Here is a 20227-nt window from a genome sequence, read left to right on the forward strand (position 1 = left end):
TCCAATAACGGGTTAGCTGTTACGTCTGATTTAAAAGTCATTTTCATTCTTACAAAATATAGTATGAATAAAAACTAAATCTCTATTATCTTCTCCCAGCCATTTGTTTTCAACGGTACGAATTGTTCAGTATGAAGTCATAAGAATAATCCAGCTCACCGCTTATGAAGGTGGACTGGAATTAAAAACCTACTTATCTACAATAACTTTCCCATTTTCATCAAGCAATGGCGTCATACCAACACCACCTGTAGCATGCCAGATAGTATGAAGATAATTCACTCCAGTTTCACGATCAACTAAAATCGTTATTTGTCCAATATCTAAACCTTCTACCAACTCTGATTTTATATAAAATCGCTTATTTTCATTTCTCTTACTTTTAAACATAATCATCCTCCATCATAATCAAATGTTGTGTTGTTTCATTCACTTCTTCTGCATCAGTTTGCTCACTTGGGTTCTCCATTCTCTGTTAGGTTATGATCGATACCTCATAAAATGGACTTACTAATTAATGCAATGAATAAATTCTGTTAAAGAAAATAGAAGTGTGCCTATGATCACAAATAGTCATACGATTTGCAAAATATTTATTTCTAAAAAAAAACAGAATACATCAGTTAAAATCAAAAAGAAGAGTAAGTACAGTAGACACAACAATTCATGCAGAAGTATCTTTTGAAAAATTTGTAAAACGCATTGGAGTGATTCTTAATAATTTATAAGTAAGCGGGAAATAATATGACGCCATGACAAATAGCCCTGAAAGGAGTAAACTTTTTGTAAAGAAGCTCCATTAGGGCTATTATGCTCGTTTTATATGTTTTGAAAGTGGCTTCACCTTGGCTTGGATATAAGGACTCCATGGAAAATAGTTTTCCCATTGTTCCGAGTCTTGAAAAATATTAAGCTGGGGAAGTTCCGTAAATAAAACGGTTAAGTATTCAAACGGATCAATTCCATTTTCTTTAGCTGTTTGGATAACACTGTATCCAATGGTATTCGCATGAGCTCCAGCTACGCTGGTTGAAAAATACCAGTTTTTACGTCCGACGGTGACAGGCCGAATGGAACGTTCTGCGAGATTATTACTAATGAAAAGGCGTCCGTCTGTTAAAAAGCGTTGAAGGGAATCCCTTAACTTTTGTGTATAATCCACAGCTTTTTGTAAAGGACCTTTCATTGTAACGAGAGCGTCCAGCCATCCCCAAAACTCCTTCAGTAACGGCTTGCTTTCCAGCTGGCGTTGCTGCAGGCGTTCCTCTGGAGATAAATCTTTCCATTGCCTTTCCAGCTTGAAAAGCTGGTCACAGTAATGGACGCCGACGGCGCCTTGTCCATTTGAATCATTGGTCTCTAAAAACTTTCTCCGAACATGCGCCCAGCACGTTTGAAGTTGCACATCTTCTAATTTTTGATAGACGGAATATCCATCACAATGAAGAAGTCCTTGAAATCCTTTGAGAAAGGTTTCTGCTACTTCAAACCGGCGTGTCTCGGAAGAATGGTAGAGAATAATGGGATGTTTGGCAGCTTCCGCTGTTCGAAATAACCATATCCTCGCATCGGCTGTAGCTGACTTTTCGTCTGCCCGGCGTAAAATTTGATAGGTCGTTTCATCAGCGGAGAGCACAGGTTCTAGAAGTAATTTTTCTCTCATTTGTTGGTACAATGGCTCCAGCCATTCTTCGGAACTTCGAATCGCCCAGTTTGCCAACGTTCGCCGGGAAACCTTCAACCCATATCTTGCCCATTCTTTTTCCTGACGATGATAAGGAATACTCATCTCCAGCTTTTGATAGAGATTACAGGCTAACACGCTCGGTCCAGCTAAACTTTTAGCTATGGCTGGTTCCGGTGCTTTTTGTCGGAGAATGTGATTCTGACCGGTTTTCTTACAGGCTAAGCATTCATAAGCATGTTCATAATGTACATGTTTTACTAAATGAGCTGGGATAAACTCTAACTCCGTTCGAGCTTCTCGCTTCCCAAGATGTTTTAATGGGCTGGCGCAGCACGAACAGACCTGGCTATCGGACGGAAGAGTGTGCTCTTCCACCACGATAGGCAAGTCTCTTGTGATATCGGCCCGCTGCCCTTGATATTTTTTTCGCTGATAAGAGATGGTCTCTATTTCAACGGCTTTGTCTGCAGGTTGCTCTGCCTCGCTAAAAGGGGGATTATTGTCTTCTTCGAAGAAGGAGAGTTGACCTTGAGAATTCTTTTCGGATGATGTTCCAAATAGTCGACGATTCATATTGGTCAGCTGGTTAATCAGCTGTTCAATTTGTTTTGCTTGTTTTTCATTTTGAATTGTCAAATGTTCGATTTGTTTCATCAGCTTCTTTTCCAATTCTGTCAACGTATTCACCCCCTGTGTCCAAATAATTTCTTTTATCGTACCACACTTTATCAAAAAGGGAAGAAAAAATTTAAAAAACAATTTCTCTCCCCCATGATTAAGTGAGGACACCTAATTTGGCAGGTTGAATTTTTTGTTTTTGATAGATGGAAAAACCGTCAAACAGCCACTCGATTTGTTTTGGTGTCAGTTTTTCAACGTCGGTTTGCGAACGCGGCCAAGTTAACTTTCCCTGATCGTATCGCTTATAAAGCAAATAAAAACCTTCTCCATCAAACCAGAGAGCTTTAAATCGATCCGTTCTTCTCCCGCAGAATAAGAAAACAGATTCATCTAAAATATCTAATTGAAATTGACTGGTGATTACGGAAGCCAGACCATCAATGCCTTTGCGAAGATCTGTATAGCCACAGACTAAATAACAATTTTTCATCTGGGAGAAGTCAACGAGCATGACGGCACACCTCCTTTATCAAGGCTACTGCCAAAGATTCCTGACAACCTTCAAAGATTGTTAGCTGTAGAGAATGACAAGAAACTTCCGCTACTGGATTTACAGGCGTAGAGGAAGATGGTGCTGGAATCGTTACGGGAACAATCGGGTTTTCCTTCATGAAAAAACTACCTCCTGTTACTTGTTAAATCCAAGTATAGAGGTAGTTCCGTTATAATAGAATGCGGTCTATTATTTCCCGCTTACATTTATAAACACCTTGTAATTGTTTCTGATAGATTGTGAAGGCATTTGTAACCATTCCCCCAAAAATAATACTTACACCAAATTTTAAACGGGGCAAAATAAAAAATCCTTTCTGTAACAGAAAGGATTTTTATCAATTATAAATTATTATTTAACAACGTTAGTTGCTTGTGGCCCACGATTACCTTCTTCGATGTCAAAAGTAACTGCTTGACCTTCTTCTAATGTTTTGAAACCTTCGCCTTGAATTGCTGAGAAGTGTACGAATACGTCGTCTCCACCTTCAACTTCGATAAATCCAAAACCTTTGTCTGCGTTAAACCATTTGACTGAACCTGTGTTCATATGAAATTCCTCCATTGTGCATCATGCACACGTTTATTACTTTGGTTGTTCTGATAATAATTCAAGACGATGATATAAATTGTAAAGTTATGACATAAATCTTGTATTGCTAGCACGAACAATTAAGTTGTTTATAATATAACACATGGCACTAAAAAAAGATACCATTCTCTCTCTGTAGTTTGAAAGACGGTCTTCTTGTTCAATTAATGCATCCTTTATTCATCATTACAGAGATTATTACTAACCTTCCATCTGGGCAATAGAATCCTGTTTTCGGAAATCCAATATTAACAGATGCGGTGATGGACCGGCTTATTTATCATTCACATTTACTCTTTTTTAACGGTGAAAGTTTCCGTTATAAGGAATCATTCATACAGCAATCGTTCGGACGGCAAGTAGCATACATTTTTTACTTGCCAAATACAGCCAGTTGCACAGTCAAATCACCTTCTTTTTAAATAAGATATAGAAAAGCACATCAAAATGTCATTTAGGAGGGAGTGAAATACCGTTGAAGGAAAAAAAATATGGCTATAATAATAAATCTAGAGAGTTACTTGGTAGGGATTCCTATCCAAATTGTCACTGCCACCATTGCAATAAAGAGCGTAAAAGAACTCATGAGGGAAATGAAAATAACACATCCAATACAAATACATTTAATCCTACATTTAATCCGTCCATTACCATCAATATATCCCCTGGGTACACACCAAACCCCATAGGAGTGGAGACTCTTCAATACATTACCCTTGCCGAAGAAGGGAAAAAGGTTTATACGAACAACGATGCCTTAAAGCAATATGGAAGTAGTGATATACTTGATCCGAACAATGTTTCAACTCTCCATTTATTTGTCAATGGCGTGTTGCAGCCCCCATCCATTTACCATGTCGAGGAAGGTATTCTTCACTTAGAATCCAGTGACCTTCCTCCAAAGGATGCCCCAATTATTCTTCTGTTTGTCACGGTTAAAGGATAATATCACCTTGCTATTTAGTATATATGCCTTTTTTAATGGGGCATTTGTTAACTTCCAATACTTACTAGTTAACCTGACCAAGCATTTCCAACTCCTCTTCATAGAATAAAATGTGGTTGATAGAAAATGGAGGTGAAAATGAACATGGCACTTCAGTTAATGAAAATCGCTATTAGTGGCACCATTGACACCGATGTTAATCCTGATTCCTCGAAATTCTTTTACATCACAACAGCAGATACCGCAGCAGGAAGTACCTTATCTATTGATGCTGCAAGTTTCCTGGGGGATGATGGTGAAGAGGTAACGACACTTCCAGAACTTGCAGAAGATAATAATTATTTCACTGTGGAAATTAACGGTGTTGAGCAAATGCAAGGCATATCAACATATACACCAGGTGCTACAGGGACTGGTTCATTAGACATTGCTGTTCCTGCTGGTGGAGAGTCCATTCCAGCAAACCAAACCGTTATCTTGCAAGTCGTTAATTTTGCAGCAACATCCTCAGGGACATTTGACACCTAGAATAAAAGTGCTACCTTTGTGCCCGCCAGATACTGGCAGGGCACAAGGAAATGTAACTATTTTCACCATAAACACCTCACCTAAGAAAAAGTCTGTTTCAATGACCGCACTTTTTGGAAGTTTGAATAACATTATCTCGTCATACTTTTCATTTCTTTTAAAGCAGAGGGGGAGTAGTTATGAGTATGGAATTCTTTACCTTGGGTCCGACAGCTATTCAACTATTTAAGGCAGGAGAGCAAAACCCACAAAAAGTAAAACGAATGGTTTATGGACAGGCTACGTCAAATGCAAATGGTATAGCTACCCTTTATTTCACAGACAATGGATTAGCAGATGGAAATTCATTATTAGATACGATTGATTATGCGGTGGCAAGTGTTTATTCAACAAATTCTACGATAAATGCAAGACCAAGAGTGCAAATGCGTGAGAAGAACATTACTGGAAAATATGTTTCAGCCAATGTCACAAATATTAGTGGTGTAACCGTTCTAGGCATCAGTGTATTAGGTTCGGAAAATCCAATGAGTGGGATTGTTGTGGATTTTATGATGTTGGGTAGCTTTCATGATTAAGATAGACCTTCTCTGAATGGAAAAGTATCAATAAATATACTTGTTTGAGTATAAATAATGATTGTCCAAACCACAATATTTAACCTATCTTCCCCAAACAAAATAGCATAAACATGGTGATGCGCTTTTCGATAAAAGTATGAGCGATCAGGTGACGATAGAAATGCTTGTTAAACACATTGAATCAAAATCTGCGACCGAACAAGAGAGGTCTTAATGGAGAGAAACGAGCGAAAAGAAACCTTAATTGATGAATTAAACAAGAAATTATTGCTTTCAGAAATGCAAGAGCAATTAGTAAGTGTAGCGTTTAATATGCTGTCAGATAATCAATATTCAGCAGAAGACGCTGTTCCTGTACTGATCAACTTCATCCATAACTTTCAAATAACCATATCGCAAAATTTAAACAGACTAAAAAGCTAAAATGAACATTCTTTTTCATCAGTATTCGTAAGTTGTACTACTTGTAATAAACAAATGCTTGTTATACGCTAGATTAAGAGTAATCCTGCATCGTTTTAAATCATTCCATTTTTGTTTTTTTGATGAGGGGGGATACAGTTGGAAGCTATAATTATTATATTCGTATCCGTACTTGGCGTAGCTATTGCTAGTATAACAACGTTAACAAAAAGAAAAAAGAAGGATAAATAAAACTGAAAAGAGCAAAGACAAGCAGACCTACTGTTCATGCTTTCTATTAGCTGACGACCTGCATGGTATTCTATCAGGCTTGGGACTAGCCTTGGTCAAACAGCTTAGACCACTGTTGTTTGTTTGAAATATAAAACAATAAATCAGGAGTGTTCCTAGAAACTCGTTACTTTTGTGCCAATGGAGTTTGTTAGGCCATCTATCGTATAATAGGTATACTAACCCAATATCCATTTCAAAAGGAGTGTGAACCGTGCCATTATCTCAAATCGTTAGTACTGTTGTTAGCTTATTTTCTGCAGTATGGTTTACGATTGTCGTCCATGAATATAGTCACTACTTGGCAGGAAGAATGCTTAATATTCCTAAAAATAAATTAAAAGTACAACTAGATGGCAATCCTCCTCATGTTGCTCTGTACGATAAAGAATGGCTCAGCCCCGATTCAGAAAACTATATATCCACCTTTAGAAAATATAGAAAAGAAACATACGCTGCCTGGATATTCATTGCAGCAGGAACAGCAGGAGAGTCAATCGCCATATTACTTCTATTACTAGGCTTAATATGGTTCAATGCAGGTGCGATTGGCCTTATTTTCTTAGCGACAAGTACCACAATATTACTCATATACTTACTGGCTGAAGGATTTATGAAACTTAAATATTCCCGTTCATATGGGGATTTTGCAGCTATGTATGCTATTTATCCTCTATTAACATGTATCCTACTACTTACGGTCCTGTCCTTGCGGTTCTTTGGAATCTATCAATTACTTGGTCACTTATAAAACATCGTTGAATGAATCATTATTATTTAAATACAAGAAAGGAATGATTGATGAAGAAAGTCAATCCGCATTCATGATGGCACAAAAATTGATTGTTAAATACAGTGTTAAAAAAACAGACATATAGGATTCTGACGAAGGTGATGATGACATTGATACAACATTAAACACTTATAGCCACCTATACCCTACGAAGCAGCATGAAGTGGCTAATATGTTAAATAAATTAATAAACCCAAAGTAGAACCATGATTGATTCAGAATGTTGGTGTGACAAGGTTCAGGGATTATTTCCCATTATTCCCACTCTATGGTAGAAGGTGGCTTGCTCGTCACATCATACAGTACACGATTAATATGATCGACTTCATTCACCATCCGCGTTGATATCTTCTCCAGCACATCCCATGGGATTCTTGCCCAGTCAGAGGTCATCCCATCAATAGAAGTCACCGCACGGATGCCAATGGCATAATCATACGTACGAGCATCGCCCATAACACCTACACTGCGAATGTCTGGAAGCACGGTGAAGTATTGCCAGATGTCACGTTCAAGCCCGGCATGCTTGATTTCTTCGCGTAAGATCGCGTCTGATTCACGAACGATCTCTACCTTCTCAGGTGTGATTTCACCTAAGACACGGATACCAAGGCCTGGTCCTGGGAATGGCTGACGCCAGACGATCTCACCAGGCACACCTAATTCCGTACCAAGCGCGCGTACTTCATCCTTAAATAAGGTGTTTAACGGCTCGATTAATTGGAATTCCATGTCTTCCGGCAAGCCGCCTACATTATGGTGTGATTTAATCGTTTGAGCCGTTTCGGTACCACTCTCTACAATATCAGTGTAAAGCGTACCTTGTGCCAAGAAGTCCATGTTTTCCAGTTTGGCCGCTTCATCATCAAATACATAGATAAACTCATTACCGATGATTTTACGCTTCTGTTCTGGATCAGATACACCAGTCAATTTGGATAAAAAGCGCTCCTGTGCATCGATTTTAATAATATTCATATGGAACTGGTCACGAAAGGTGCGCATCACGGTTTCACCTTCGTCTTTCCGAAGCAAACCGTGATCAACAAAAATACAGGTAAGCTGATCACCAATGGCTTTATGAATCAATGCTGCTACAACCGATGAATCGACACCACCGCTTAGGGCGCATAATACATTACGATCGCCTACTTGCTCGCGGATCTTGTCCACTTCCATATCAATGAAATTCGCCATGGTCCAATCGCCTGTACATGCACAAGCTTGGAAGACAAAAGCCTTCAACAGATCATTACCATACTCCGTATTACGTACCTCAGGGTGGAACTGCACACCATATAGCCCCTTCTCACGATTGCTCATGGCAGCAACTGGAGTAGAAGAACTGGTCGCCTCAATCACAAAATCTTTTGGTGCTTCCATAATCTTATCACTATGGCTCATCCATACGACCTGTTCTTGCGGTGTTCCTTCAAATAGGATGGAACCTTCTTTTACATGAATATCAGCTTTGCCGTATTCTCGTTGATTGGCACGTTCTACCACTCCGTCAAAGTGATGGGTCATCAACTGCATACCATAACAAATTCCTAACACCGGAATCCCCAGGTCAAAGATACCCTCATCACAGCGAAAGCTATCCTCACCATAAACACTGTGAGGACCACCTGATAGTATGATTCCTTTTGGATTGATTTCCTTGATCTCTTCAACGGTTAAGCGATGGGAATGCAGTTCACTGTAAACACCAAATTCACGAATTCTTCTCGTGATTAATTGGTTATATTGACTGCCAAAATCTAATACTAAAATCATTTCATTATTTACATCCACGTTTGTCCACCCTTCCTTTTCCCTAAACACCCTATTTATCTCTTCTCTTCACTAGAAAAGACAATAAAAATCTGCCTTTCTTCTATACGTAATGCAGAAAGGCAGTAAGCCTAAGCAAATGATCGTCCATAAATCCCCCACTTAGTGACTGCTTAGTAGCTAAGTGAGGATAACAAAAGCTAACATTCCACTAATCTATCCTTATCCAAGGTTTACTAATTAGCTTTCACATAACTCATGACATACCAGTGATTTTTATCTATTTTATCAATCGTTTTGACACGGGTCAAGTAAATATTCGACTACCCAATTGCTTGAATAACTGTTGTAATCGTTTCAGTTCCGCTTGATTGGCGTTTTGCTTATAATACACATATCCTTCATAGATATCGGTAATTTCTGACATTTCTGTAGTATCAAAATGTTCATCCATTTTCTTAGCATATTGCCTTAACGTCTGTCCCTTTCCTAACTTGTATCCTCTGAACGCCAACACTTTTAATAGATACATATAGGCGGATTCGACCTCCTGATTCTTTAATAATCGATGCCATTTGCGCTGTACATACCAATGCTGGATATTCCGACGTTTCAGATAAGCAATCAGGCCAAGGATCAACAGTACAACTCCCAAGCCAGTCCAGACATAAGGCCAGCCATTCCAGTGATCTTGATTATCACTTACACCTGAAGCTGCATTGTCATCCGTTTCTTCCTCTTCTTCCGTTTCTTCTTCTGGTTCTTCCTGATTTTCGGTTGGGTCTGTCTCCGTTTCTTGCGCTTCATCTGAATCATTGTCAGCATCTGCCGCTTCATAATAGAAATCAGTCGGATTAGCGAAACCGCTCGTTGGTTCAAAAGCCACCCAGCCTGTTTCAGGGAAATATACTTCTACCCAAGAGTGGGCATTGTTATTGGTTATTTCATATAAAGAATACTCATCTGGCAATGGCGGCTGTTCGGTTGCCATCGTTCCACCAGTGAACCCTTTTACCCACCTTGCTGGGATGTCTAATGATCGCAATAACACGACCATTGATGTCGAGAAGTTATCACAATAGCCAACCTGTGTCTCAAATAAAAACTGATCGACATAGTCTTCCCCTTCTTCTGGTATCGAGACATCTGTCGTTTGATAACGGAAGCCATTTGCGCCAAAATAGCCTTCAACAGCTTTTGCACGGTCATAACGATTATCTGCTTCCACCGTTATTTCCTCTGCCAGCTCACCTACACGTTCGGGAAGCTCATCTGGTAATTGCAAGTATTGATCACGAATCTCAGCCTCATCATTTCCAGGGTCTTCACGCAAGGCATTGATTGAATAGGAAGGTGCCTCGTAATCAACCGAATACGACGTACTTTGGTTCTGTTCGCCTGTCTCTGCCTCGATAATACCGAATTGCTTATCCATATAAAAATTGGTTGGGTTGTTGGTGGAGAGCTGATCACCACCATAAGGATACACAATCCTAGGCAACGCATTCTGCACATCCGGTCGTATCGTTGCGGTGTAAGGATCCGTTTCAACTCGGAACATCGAAAATGTTTCAAAATCCATCACACCGTCTTCAAGCATTTCATAATTTAAATCGGCAGAACGCTCCCAGCCGCTTCCAGTATAAACATCTTTAGATTCAATACGCCAATAGACATCATCATGGGCAATCGCCTCAAATACCGATGAATCATCCTGAACAAAGGACCCACCTAACTGGGAATCATCCTCTCCATAACCAACTTTCTGTACCGTACCTCCTGTACCAAATCCGATATGATCGGCATTGCTTTGGATAAAAGGCACGGGATCGGGCCATTGCGGATCCAATTTTGGCAAGTAGATGCCTGCAAGTGTCGCAAAGGTAATAATCCCTGCTACGAGAGCAAGCCATTGAAACAGATTCCGCCGCGTTCCAGACCGTCCTGTTCGTTCGATCAGCTTAAGATAACGGCTCAACCCAAGCATCACAAAAGAAATAATAAACGTCCTCACCATAGCAAATTGCGCATCATAAGCCGTAAACGTATCTAGAATAGCCAAATAAATAAAGGTCAACACGACAAACAAAAAGAATTTATTCGCTACTGTAAACCAGTAATGCAAGAGATAGCTCATTAACCACAAGACAATCATAAACAAGAGACTCCGGAAAAAAGAGGTCATCATTACCCAATTATTCTGCTCAATCACTTCAAAATTAAGTGATAATTCTAAATATAACTGCTGTACCCAACTGCTGGAAAGCAATAATGGATCGAAAAATAAATAGTCCAGCGCGAGAATCAACGCAGCTATTTTAACAAAAAAACGAGCAAATCCATTTTTGATAAAATAGGAAGCAAGGAAGCAGATGGCCGTGTATACCACAAAGACGTACATGCTGCCTGTATCTGTTACCTCGCCTAGCGGGCGCAGCCATTCCCAAAATAGTAGAAAACCTGCCAAAAACATGATTGGAATGGAGATTCGTTTGATATTCATAGGGTTGGAGTCACCTCCCAATCCTTTTGTAATAATTCTTTCTCGGTAATAATCTGCACGCTTATATGGCGGTGACGCAGCTGCCGGATCCGTTGTTGGATCTGTTCGTTCAATTGTTCGTGTGGTGTTATATAACAAACTAGGACAAACTCTTGTGTACGCCAGCTTAACAAGCGATCAACCGATTCCTGGTCTAATTGGTGCACGACAAACAAGAAGACACTACCCTTGGCGAACGTTTGATTAGAGCTTTGCAGACTGTCCATCCACGTTATTCTTTCTGGATGGACGGTTGCCAGATAATTCTGTACTGCTGCAAATTGTGTGTGCAACTGATGGGAGGAGAAGAAACGATCACGATCTCCTAAGGTCAGGAAAGACACCTGCTGATCTTTTTTACGCAAAATATACAGGATGGAAATCGCCCACTGAATACCCGCTTCAAACACCAGCCATTGATGAGCAACGGGACTCATATCCAGTAAGACCATGATATTAGCGTCCTTCTCCTGCTCAAACTCTTTGGTCATCATCGTATCTTTTCGTGCGGTTGTCTTCCAATCAATCCAAGCAAAACGATCTCCTGGTATATATTCACGCACACCAGATACAATATTGGATAATTTATCATTCATGATTTGGGAAGAGGTATTCCCTTCCTCCAGACTTTCCGGTTGCAATCGCCATTTCATCGGATGAACCGCTGGATAGACAAAGAATTCCTGCTGCTGTTGGAATCGCCACGAGGTTTCGATAAATCCAAAGGCATCACCAATCGTGATGTTTGTATGGATTAGATGATGTTCCCCTCTTGGCAGATGATCTAAGACATAACGCACAGTCACCTGCCTGCGAAATCCAATATGCAGCACTTTCTTAATCGGTTCTCGCTCCTTGAAGGTTTTGGAATCGGCTAGATATTGATATTTACCCTTTCCAATATCTCGATACTGAAGTGTTTCCGGATAAGATTCTTCAACAATTAAGAAAAAAATAGGAAAAGGAACCTTTCGCTTGATCGTAATGGCTACCTCCAGCTTAGACCCGGTTGCTAAATAACGGTCTGATAATTCCCGGGTAACGTTCCATTTCTTCAATGGGTAGAAAGGGATGACCATTAAATAGAGAAGAATGGGCAGCATACTGTAAAACAAAAACCAGCTAACAAACCCACCTTGAAACATAGCAAACACAAATAAAAGAACAAGTAAGAGGATAAATTGTACTTCCTTGACTAGCCGTCTCATCCATGCAGTTCCCTTCTAACAGGGATATCCACTTCCTCAAGGATATTCTGCAGCAGCTTAGCAGGCGTAATTCCTTCATACCTCGCCTCTGGTCTTAACATAATGCGATGGGGCAGTACATATGGGGCTAAATACATGACATCGTCGGGGATGACATACTCTCGATTCTGTACATATGCATATGCCTTAGCGGCTTTCATTAACGCAATCGAACCACGTGGACTGACACCTAAATGAACATAAGGATTATCCCGTGTTGCAGCTGTTAATTGTACAATATATTGCTTGACGGTACCATCAACATAAAGTCCTTCAATTTGTTTTTGCATATCTAAGAGTTGTTCGCGATGAATAACTGGTTTGACAGATTCGATAGGATGGACTTGATCCGTTCGGTTCAGCATCTCGATTTCATCCGCTTCATTGGGATACCCCATGCTTAGTTTCATTAAGAATCGATCAAGCTGTGCCTCTGGCAACGGGTAGGTGCCTTCATAGTCAACCGGGTTTTGCGTCGCCATGACAAAAAAGGGTTTTTTGAGTGACTTGGTGACTCCATCAATCGTCACGTTCATCTCTTCCATCGCTTCCAGAAGTGCCGATTGTGTTTTTGGCGAGGTTCTATTAATCTCATCCGCCAAAATAATATCGCCAAAAATAGGACCACTGCGAAACTCAAATTCCATATCTTTCGGATTGTATATCGAAACACCTGTCACATCAGATGGTAATAAGTCAGGGGTAAATTGAATACGGCTGAATTCACAATCCAATGATTTGGAAAGGGCCCGCACCATCATGGTTTTCCCCACACCAGGTACATCCTCCAGCAAGACATGCCCATCTGCCAGCAATGCCACCAAACTCAACATGGCCTCTCGTTGTTTGCCTATTAGTACTTTTTCAATGTTTTCTAAAATAGCTGCTATTTCTTTATTGTATTCCATATATCCGCCTCCATTCTGCATTAGCATGTCTGATAATATTCACTACCTTAACTATACTATATCCAGGCAGCCTACGTATACTGATTAAACTGAGAAGTGGGAGGAATTATCTATTACAAATATTATTGGTTTTTTTTCCATCCATTAATACTCCGCCGTCTATCTAATTACTTTAACTGATTAATAATAGGAGAATTGGTGAGTTCGAGGAGGGATTAGAGATTTCTTACGGACAAAACTTCGCGAGGCGGACGGTTTTTGTCCGTTAGATCCATTCTTACGGACAAAACTTTGCGAGTCGGCCTTTTTTTGTCCGTTAGATTCATTCTTACGGACTGTGGATCGCGATTTGCTCTTTTTCAGTCCGCAAGATTCGTTCTTACGGACTGTGGATCGCGGTTTGCTCTCTTCAGTCCGCGAGATCATCCGTTCTTACGGACTGTGGATCGCGGTTTGCTCTCTTCAGTCCGCGAGATCTGTTCTTACAGACAGCATTTCACGATCCGACAGTTCTTTGACTGTTATGGATCCATGCTTATACAAACGTTAATAAGACAATCCCATCCGATATGCACATTCCTATTTCTCCACAAAAAAGTGGCGACTGTGCGCCACTTTTCTTACCCTATAATAATTCGTTCGGTTGGATAATGGAATCGATCTTTCTTCTCGTCGCCGCGAATCAGGAACAAGAAGGTAAAGATGCCGATACGCCCAACAAACATTAAAAACATAATTAATAACTTGCCAACTCCCGACAAATCAGGAGTAATCCCCAAGGAAAGACCACATGTTCCGAAGGCAGAAGTCACCTCAAACATGATCTCCATAATCGAAAAGGATTCGGTCTGCATGAGGATAAGCACCGAACCTACACATAAGAGCAGCGCCGTACTGATAACAATAAAAGAACGTAAAATATCCTCATGATCAATTTCACGACCAAATACTTTGACACTTGAATTCCCTTTGGCATAATTCCAGATCGTCAGCAACATAATCGCAAAAGTGGTTGTACGAATCCCGCCGCCAACACTACTAGGAGAAGCCCCAATAAACATTAAGACACTGACAAAGAACAAGGTGCCAATGGAAAACTCATTCATATCCATAGTAGTCACACCACCACTCCGGCTAGTGACCGACTGAAATAAACTGTAGAAAAAGGTTTCATGCCAAGACTTATCCAAAAAGAATTGATTCTTCTCTAAGACAAAAATCCCGATCGCACCTAGTACTACCAACCAAAAAAAGGTTACTGTGGTGATTTTCGTAAACAAGGAAAACTTATGACGATCATGGACATCGTTCCGTTTTCCTCGCAACAATTCCTGCAATTCGACTAAGACAGGAAAACCAATCGCTCCTAATACAATCAAAATCATATGAATAAATTGAATAAAATAATCATCAGCAAACGGAATTAATGAATTCCCAGTAATATCTAAACCGCCATTGGTTGTGGCACTGATGGAAGCAAATATCCCTTGATGAATTGCTTCTCTTACCGTATCAAAATAATTCAAGAAATGTACGGATAGGATGATCGCACCAATACTTTCAATAACAAGAATAATTTTGAAAATAGTTATCATTAAATGAACAAGTCCTGCTAAGTTCTTACTATTCTGGTCTACCTTGATCATCTGCCGGCTGCGCATGCCGACTTTTTTACCTAAAAGCACCCAAATAAACGTACCCATCGACATGATACCAATACCGCCTAGGTGCATGATCACGGCGATCGCAATTTGACCCCCCTCATTGAACACCTCTGGTATCGAAACAACACTCAATCCCGTGACACTGATCGATGTGACTGCAGTAAATAGGGCATCAATCCAAGATAACTCAATCCCTTCCCGATGAAAAAAAGGGACGCTGACCAAAGCCATACCGAGCATGACCGCCAGCAAATAGTAAACAACAATATGCTGGATAGCGGAACCTTGTTTGGACCATTCTTTTATTTTATCTAGCCACTTCATTGCTATATCTCCTTCAAGTAAATCAGCTAGAGGATAGTTTATCATATAACTTTACATTTATCACGGTTTATTTGTTAAATTTCGTTATCTATCATTCAGGCGGTAGTCACAGTTGAGTTTCCGTTCGTTACCATTTAAAATATATATCGTGTTACTTGCTTATGTAATGAATGATACTATATGAGGAGAAATGAAATGAAACGATTACGAATGTTTGTAATGGGTACACGCTTTAACCGTTTTATCATGGGTTTGATTATTGTCAATGCGATATTAATTGGAATGGAAACTTTCCCTGCTATTTATCAACGCTTCCACGCCCCGCTGATGATCCTGGATATCGTGATATTGCTCATCTTTGCTATCGAAGTAGCCTTGAAAATTGCCGTATTAAAAAAGAGTTACTTCTCCAATCCATGGAACATTTTTGATTTTGTGATTGTATTAGGAAGTGTGATTTTGTACAGCACTCCATTTGTTAGTGTATTGCGTATTTTCCGAGTATTGCGTGTTTTTCGTACGATTACTGCTATTCCAACACTGCGTAGAATCGTTGCTGCGTTATTTATGGCCATCCCTACGATTAGTAGTGTCCTTCTGATCATGCTGATTATTTTTTATGTCTATGCTGTTTTGGGTACATCTTTTTATGGCGAGGTAGCCCCAGAATATTTCGGCAACATTTTCTTAAGCTTTATCACTTTATTCCAGATTTTCACCTTAGAATCCTGGGCAAGCGGTATTTTTCGACCGATTTTTGAACAAGAGCCCTCTGCCTGGTTATATTTCATTTCATTTATCGTGATTGCCGCTTTCATCATGATTAATTTAATCGTCGGTGAGATCGTCAATAATGCCCAAAAAATCAGTGATGAAGTGGAAGAAGATACAGGAGAGATCAAGACAGATACTAGTGAAATCAAAGAATTAAGGAAAGAAATCCGAGAAATAAAACAAATGCTCCAGCAAAAATAAGGGAAACCCGCTCATAATGGCGGGTTTCCTTATTTTGCTGTAATCGCCCAATTAATCGGCTGCCGTCCGTTGTCCTGCAAGATTTGATTTGCCCTGGAAAAGGGTTGACTGCCAAAAAAGCCGCGATGGGCGGACAATGGACTGGGGTGTGGCGACTTAATGATAAAATGTTTTGATGTATCAATCAGCGCCTGTTTTTTCTGAGCGGCCGCTCCCCATAAAATATACACAACAGGTGTCTCCTTCTGATTTAATGTGGTAATCACCTGATCCGTAAATCGCTCCCACCCTTTTCCTTGATGCGAATGGGCCTGTCCTTGTCTAACGGTTAAGACATTATTTAATAATAGAACACCTTGCTTCGCCCATTCGACCAAATAGCCATGATTGGGAATCGCACAGCCGATGTCAGCGTGCAGCTCTTTATAAATATTTTTCAACGATGGTGGGATATCCACCTCTGGCTTCACCGAAAAACTGAGCCCATGCGCCTGATTCGGTCCATGATAAGGATCCTGCCCTAAAATAACCACCTTCACCTGTTGAAATGGGGTGTAGTGCAGGGCATTATAAATATCATACATATTCGGATATACGGTAAATTGCTGGTACTCTTTTTTTAAAAACTCTCTTAAGCGTATGTAGTAATCTTGCTCAAATTCAGAGGCTAGCTTATCTGCCCAGTCATTTTGCAAAATCTGTTTCGACATCTTTTCCTCTCCTTTTGCTCCCGAGAATGGTTACTGCTAGTTTAACATATTTGCTGAGGCGATGTGTATTCATGATGGTGTGTGGCTTCCGGACGGTTTTGAGCGTTTTCCGGACGGTTTCAGCTTCTTTCCGATCAGTTTTGCGCTCTTTCCGGACGGTTTACCACTTTTAACGGACAGTTGCAGCTCCTTTCCAGTCAGTTTCGTATTATGTTAACTAGATCCGGGTGTTCATAATAGGTGTTTTTTCCACTTCCTCTTTTTATCAAATCGGAGCGGTAAATCAGTTTACGCGTCGCATCTAGTGAATCCACCCGTAAGATATCCCGCACGATGGACGTCGTTAAACGATTTTCTGTTAACAACGCCCAGTCATATAAGGCTTGTTTATGCGCCTCTCGTTGTCGTTTGCCGCAAACCGGACATTGCCAACTTAGCCGCACGCGTTCCATCATTTGGTCACAATGGTCACACATTATTCCTTTCATTAATTGATTAATCGTTAGGTTATATTTTCGCAAGATGGGAAGAAATCGTTCTTTGTGAGCGTTTTGGAGAAGGGTAATAATACGTTGATTTTCTGCAGTAGATATTTGCGCAGGATGTTGACGCAACAATTCTTCTAATACAAAGGGCACCTTCTGACTGGTTATAATCCGAGTATATTCCGGAAAATCCTGCAGCTTGAGTATTACATTCGGACTGACAAACACCACATAGCGATAAGTAGGTAACGGATTAATCTGATGTTGCTTGAAAAACCTACGTAAATGAGCAAATTGGCGATCCACTTGAAGCAATGGATCTTCAAACACCTCGTTTTCCCGTGTCAATTGATGGGATCTCGGATCGAAATAAATCGTTCCCGCATGTGCCTTCACTTCAAAAATCACACGGAATCCTTCGGTTAAAATCAGCCAATCCATTTGAAATGGTGACGGTGCTTCCATTCGCAACCCTCTTATATAAGGAAAAGAAAAGGTAGCCGCCTGTTCTACAAAATAGATAAGTCTGTCTTCTCCGGCATACCCTGCCTCATACCGCCTGAATGCTTGATCAAATGAAATAAAACTTGCATGCTGCCTTGGCAAGTATTTGTTCAACACTCGGTATTGCTTTAAAAATAATGGCAACTTATCATTCATGCCAATCCCCCCTTGTAACTTATCTTCTCAGCATACACAACATAAGGGATTCTGCAAAATAGGCAAAATCGCAAAACTTGTCTGTTAATTGCTCTCCTTTTCTTCTTTAGGCATAACAAAAACGGCAAAATAAACACTTTGCCGTTTGGTTTTCTGCTATTTTGGGAATACCTTACACAAGTGGCTGTTTCTCCATCCAGTTATCGGCCCATGTTTGAATATTTTCCAAGACAGGCTGTAAGGCAATCCCTTTGTCTGTTAATTCGTATTCAATGCGCACGGGCGTTTCATTATATACCGATCGTCTGATAATTCCCTGTTTCTCCAAGTCCTTTAACCGTTCCGACAGTACCCGTCCACTAATGCCAATGGCTGATTCAATAGAAGAAAAGCGTTGCGGTCCTTCCAGCAGTTGAAAGATAATCAAACCCGTCCAGCGCTTATTTAATATATTTAATGCTGCTTCAAATTTTGGGCAAATCTCTGTATCTGCCATACCCTTCACCTCTTTGACTATAGTATAACAAAAAATCAACAGAAATAAAATAAATAAATTACTTGACGTAATGAATTAATAAATATATACTAAGTTACATAAAGTAAGTTAATAATTTTTAGGAGGTCATTTGATTATGGCAAACGTAAGCTTAGATAAAGTACACAGTGGGTTACATTTTGAAGTAAAGCATATGATGGTTTCAAAAGCGAAAGGTGAATTTCAAGATTTTGATATCACATTTGATGGAGACTTCGAAAATTTAGAAGCTGCCAATGTGAAGGTTACGATTGATGTATCCTCCATTGAAACAAATAACGAAGATCGTAACGGTCACTTAAAATCAGCTGATTTCTTTGAGGTAGAAAAATTTCCAACGATCAGCTTCGAAAGCACGAACATCAAAAAAGTAAACGACGATGAGTTTGAGGTAACTGGAGATCTTACGATTAAAGGTGTAACCAAAACCGAGACTTTTAAAGTGGAATATAATGGTATTGCTAAAGACCCAATGCAAGGCAACATGATTGCAGGGGCTGATGTGGAAGGCAAAATCAACCGTGAAGATTATGGTTTAACTTGGAACGCTACCTTGGAAACTGGCGGCGTATTAGTTGGCAGAGACATTAAAGTACGTGGCGGGTTTGAATTTGTTGTAGAATCATAAAACACAGAAAAGCCAGCACTTAAGCTAAAGTGCTGGCTTTTTTTCCTTTAAATGCTTCAACATCGCCACGATCAAAAAACTGACAATCACCAATAGCAGCCACGAACTGATTTTACCAAGATGAACAAGTTCCCACGTCTGCGATTGTCCCGGATATTGCCACGCGCCAAAAAAAGTCGCAATATTCTCCGCAATCCAAATGAAAAAACCAATAAGAACAAAGGATAAAACCAATGGCATCTGGTACGTTTTCCGATTAACATGATAATAAACGACCGTAGGAAGAAACAGCAAAACGGTCGACACCTTTAACACCCAACGCAGATCATAGATATAATGATGGGTAAAAAAGTTAAAATAAATGGCCAAACTTAACAGAGCCACTGCCCAAGTCGGCGGCCATTTCACCAGCTGTACGTCTAATCTCCGCCAAGCTTGGCATAGATAACTGGCGACACTGGCATACATAAACCCACTATAGAGCGGCACTCCCCATACCTTGGTCCACGCATCTTCAGGATAACTCCACGAGCCCATATGTACCTTATATAACTCCAATGCCAGCCCGATAATATGAAACACACAAATCACTTTTAATTCATCCCATGTTTCCAACTTTGTTGCCAGCATGATCACCTGTGTCACTACACAAATGAGCAGAATCAGATCATACCGATGCGGAACAGCTAATATCTGTGTAATTGCCAAGCTGGAAAAAATAACGACTGCAAACACACAAGATTTCGCTTGTTCCAGCCCAAATCTCCATAGCTGCTTCACTGG

Annotated in this window: 21 protein-coding genes and 1 pseudogene; 8 read left to right on the plus strand and 14 right to left on the minus strand. The window is 40.2% G+C overall.

Annotated features, from left to right (window positions below; genetic code table 11):
* Positions 1-189 precede the first annotated feature (189 nt).
* From E0E32_RS17805 to E0E32_RS17820, 5 genes are all read right to left on the minus strand, one after another.
* Positions 190-390, minus strand: coding sequence for a DUF6440 family protein (locus E0E32_RS17805; RefSeq protein WP_207302297.1), 201 nt, complete (start codon positions 388-390; stop codon positions 190-192).
* A 418-nt stretch (positions 391-808) separates the two neighbouring features.
* The gene (gene tnpC, locus E0E32_RS17810; protein ID WP_130859703.1) at positions 809-2365 is read right to left on the minus strand and encodes an IS66 family transposase; all 1557 of its coding nucleotides are present in this window, start codon (positions 2363-2365) and stop codon (positions 809-811) included.
* Between the two features lie 97 nt (positions 2366-2462).
* Entirely contained in the window at positions 2463-2819 is a 357-nt protein-coding gene (tnpB, locus tag E0E32_RS17815) for an IS66 family insertion sequence element accessory protein TnpB (RefSeq protein WP_042528993.1), read from the minus strand.
* A complete protein-coding gene (locus E0E32_RS22370; protein WP_165445009.1) occupies positions 2809-2979 on the minus strand; it encodes a hypothetical protein in 171 nt (56 codons plus the stop codon). The genes tnpB and E0E32_RS22370 overlap by 11 nt, the downstream gene beginning before the upstream one ends.
* 233 nt (positions 2980-3212) lie before the next feature.
* Positions 3213-3410: a cold-shock protein gene (locus E0E32_RS17820; protein WP_042532689.1), complete on the minus strand. Its 198-nt coding sequence runs from the start codon at positions 3408-3410 to the stop codon at positions 3213-3215.
* 284 nt (positions 3411-3694) lie between these two features.
* Here E0E32_RS17820 and E0E32_RS22700 point away from each other — a divergent pair.
* The 6 genes and pseudogenes from E0E32_RS22700 to E0E32_RS17850 all read left to right on the plus strand — a co-directional run.
* A pseudogene (locus E0E32_RS22700) lies at positions 3695-3874 on the plus strand (hypothetical protein); the annotation flags it as partial.
* Between the two features lie 53 nt (positions 3875-3927).
* Complete coding sequence (locus E0E32_RS17830) at positions 3928-4398, plus strand: DUF4183 domain-containing protein (protein ID WP_165445070.1); 471 nt, start codon at positions 3928-3930, stop codon at positions 4396-4398.
* A gap of 144 nt (positions 4399-4542) precedes the next feature.
* Positions 4543-4926, plus strand: a complete 384-nt coding sequence (locus tag E0E32_RS17835; protein ID WP_130860353.1) for a DUF4183 domain-containing protein — start codon at positions 4543-4545, stop codon at positions 4924-4926.
* Positions 4927-5105: 179 nt separating this feature from the next.
* The gene (locus tag E0E32_RS17840; RefSeq protein WP_130860354.1) at positions 5106-5504 is read left to right on the plus strand and encodes a hypothetical protein; all 399 of its coding nucleotides are present in this window, start codon (positions 5106-5108) and stop codon (positions 5502-5504) included.
* Positions 5505-5720: 216 nt separating this feature from the next.
* The gene (locus tag E0E32_RS17845; protein ID WP_130860355.1) at positions 5721-5930 is read left to right on the plus strand and encodes a hypothetical protein; all 210 of its coding nucleotides are present in this window, start codon (positions 5721-5723) and stop codon (positions 5928-5930) included.
* Between the two features lie 484 nt (positions 5931-6414).
* Positions 6415-6951, plus strand: coding sequence for a hypothetical protein (locus tag E0E32_RS17850; protein WP_130860356.1), 537 nt, complete (start codon positions 6415-6417; stop codon positions 6949-6951).
* A 297-nt stretch (positions 6952-7248) separates the two neighbouring features.
* Here E0E32_RS17850 and guaA read toward each other — a convergent pair whose 3' ends face one another.
* The 5 genes from guaA to E0E32_RS17875 all read right to left on the minus strand — a co-directional run bounded on the left by guaA (position 7249) and on the right by E0E32_RS17875 (position 15451).
* Entirely contained in the window at positions 7249-8769 is a 1521-nt protein-coding gene (gene guaA, locus E0E32_RS17855; protein ID WP_130860895.1) for a glutamine-hydrolyzing GMP synthase, read from the minus strand.
* 304 nt (positions 8770-9073) lie between these two features.
* A complete protein-coding gene (locus tag E0E32_RS17860; RefSeq protein ID WP_130860357.1) occupies positions 9074-11269 on the minus strand; it encodes a transglutaminase TgpA family protein in 2196 nt (731 codons plus the stop codon).
* The gene (locus tag E0E32_RS17865; RefSeq protein WP_066191171.1) at positions 11266-12516 is read right to left on the minus strand and encodes a DUF58 domain-containing protein; all 1251 of its coding nucleotides are present in this window, start codon (positions 12514-12516) and stop codon (positions 11266-11268) included. Before E0E32_RS17865 ends, E0E32_RS17860 begins: the two co-directional genes overlap by 4 nt.
* Complete coding sequence (locus tag E0E32_RS17870) at positions 12513-13463, minus strand: AAA family ATPase (protein ID WP_130860358.1); 951 nt, start codon at positions 13461-13463, stop codon at positions 12513-12515. The genes E0E32_RS17865 and E0E32_RS17870 overlap by 4 nt, the downstream gene beginning before the upstream one ends.
* A 620-nt stretch (positions 13464-14083) precedes the next feature.
* Positions 14084-15451: a TrkH family potassium uptake protein gene (locus tag E0E32_RS17875; RefSeq protein WP_130860359.1), complete on the minus strand. Its 1368-nt coding sequence runs from the start codon at positions 15449-15451 to the stop codon at positions 14084-14086.
* Between the two features lie 195 nt (positions 15452-15646).
* On the opposite strand from E0E32_RS17875, the gene E0E32_RS17880 reads away from it, so the two are divergent.
* On the plus strand, positions 15647-16426 hold the full coding sequence (locus E0E32_RS17880) for an ion transporter (RefSeq protein WP_130860360.1): 780 nt from the start codon (positions 15647-15649) through the stop codon (positions 16424-16426).
* Between the two features lie 29 nt (positions 16427-16455).
* Here the strand turns inward: E0E32_RS17880 and E0E32_RS17885 are convergent, their stop codons facing one another.
* The 3 genes from E0E32_RS17885 to E0E32_RS17895 form a co-directional block, all read right to left on the minus strand.
* A complete protein-coding gene (locus E0E32_RS17885; protein ID WP_066191158.1) occupies positions 16456-17136 on the minus strand; it encodes a uracil-DNA glycosylase in 681 nt (226 codons plus the stop codon).
* 197 nt (positions 17137-17333) lie between these two features.
* The gene (locus tag E0E32_RS17890; protein ID WP_130860361.1) at positions 17334-18281 is read right to left on the minus strand and encodes an NERD domain-containing protein; all 948 of its coding nucleotides are present in this window, start codon (positions 18279-18281) and stop codon (positions 17334-17336) included.
* A gap of 172 nt (positions 18282-18453) precedes the next feature.
* A complete protein-coding gene (locus E0E32_RS17895) occupies positions 18454-18777 on the minus strand; it encodes a winged helix-turn-helix transcriptional regulator (protein ID WP_066191152.1) in 324 nt (107 codons plus the stop codon).
* A gap of 136 nt (positions 18778-18913) precedes the next feature.
* Between E0E32_RS17895 and E0E32_RS17900 the strand changes: the two genes are divergently transcribed.
* A complete protein-coding gene (locus E0E32_RS17900) occupies positions 18914-19444 on the plus strand; it encodes a YceI family protein (protein ID WP_066191149.1) in 531 nt (176 codons plus the stop codon).
* A gap of 24 nt (positions 19445-19468) precedes the next feature.
* Here E0E32_RS17900 and E0E32_RS17905 read toward each other — a convergent pair whose 3' ends face one another.
* Entirely contained in the window at positions 19469-20224 is a 756-nt protein-coding gene (locus tag E0E32_RS17905) for a DUF817 domain-containing protein (protein ID WP_066191146.1), read from the minus strand.
* Between the last annotated feature and the right edge of the window lie 3 nt (positions 20225-20227).

The sequence above is a fragment of the Gracilibacillus phocaeensis genome (genome assembly GCF_900626275.1).
In the GTDB taxonomy this organism is placed as follows: Bacteria; Bacillota; Bacilli; order Bacillales; family Amphibacillaceae; genus Gracilibacillus; species Gracilibacillus timonensis.

Bases quoted from the DNA above. Each gene is read 5' to 3' on its own strand.
- E0E32_RS17885 (WP_066191158.1), bottom strand. From the start codon at position 17,136: ATGTCGAAACAGATTTTGCAAAATGACTGGGCAGATAAGCTAGCCTCT.
- guaA (WP_130860895.1), bottom strand. From the start codon at position 8,769: ATGATTTTAGTATTAGATTTTGGCAGTCAATATAACCAATTAATCACG.
- E0E32_RS17900 (WP_066191149.1), top strand. From the start codon at position 18,914: ATGGCAAACGTAAGCTTAGATAAAGTACACAGTGGGTTACATTTTGAA.
- E0E32_RS17845 (WP_130860355.1), top strand. From the start codon at position 5,721: ATGGAGAGAAACGAGCGAAAAGAAACCTTAATTGATGAATTAAACAAG.
- E0E32_RS17840 (WP_130860354.1), top strand. From the start codon at position 5,106: ATGAGTATGGAATTCTTTACCTTGGGTCCGACAGCTATTCAACTATTT.
- E0E32_RS17805 (WP_207302297.1), bottom strand. From the start codon at position 390: ATGTTTAAAAGTAAGAGAAATGAAAATAAGCGATTTTATATAAAATCA.
- E0E32_RS17835 (WP_130860353.1), top strand. From the start codon at position 4,543: ATGGCACTTCAGTTAATGAAAATCGCTATTAGTGGCACCATTGACACC.
- E0E32_RS17865 (WP_066191171.1), bottom strand. From the start codon at position 12,516: ATGAGACGGCTAGTCAAGGAAGTACAATTTATCCTCTTACTTGTTCTT.
- E0E32_RS17870 (WP_130860358.1), bottom strand. From the start codon at position 13,463: ATGGAATACAATAAAGAAATAGCAGCTATTTTAGAAAACATTGAAAAA.
- tnpB (WP_042528993.1), bottom strand. From the start codon at position 2,819: ATGCTCGTTGACTTCTCCCAGATGAAAAATTGTTATTTAGTCTGTGGC.
- E0E32_RS17890 (WP_130860361.1), bottom strand. From the start codon at position 18,281: ATGAATGATAAGTTGCCATTATTTTTAAAGCAATACCGAGTGTTGAAC.
- E0E32_RS17820 (WP_042532689.1), bottom strand. From the start codon at position 3,410: ATGAACACAGGTTCAGTCAAATGGTTTAACGCAGACAAAGGTTTTGGA.
- E0E32_RS17895 (WP_066191152.1), bottom strand. From the start codon at position 18,777: ATGGCAGATACAGAGATTTGCCCAAAATTTGAAGCAGCATTAAATATA.
- E0E32_RS22370 (WP_165445009.1), bottom strand. From the start codon at position 2,979: ATGAAGGAAAACCCGATTGTTCCCGTAACGATTCCAGCACCATCTTCC.
- E0E32_RS17880 (WP_130860360.1), top strand. From the start codon at position 15,647: ATGAAACGATTACGAATGTTTGTAATGGGTACACGCTTTAACCGTTTT.
- E0E32_RS17860 (WP_130860357.1), bottom strand. From the start codon at position 11,269: ATGAATATCAAACGAATCTCCATTCCAATCATGTTTTTGGCAGGTTTT.
- E0E32_RS17875 (WP_130860359.1), bottom strand. From the start codon at position 15,451: ATGAAGTGGCTAGATAAAATAAAAGAATGGTCCAAACAAGGTTCCGCT.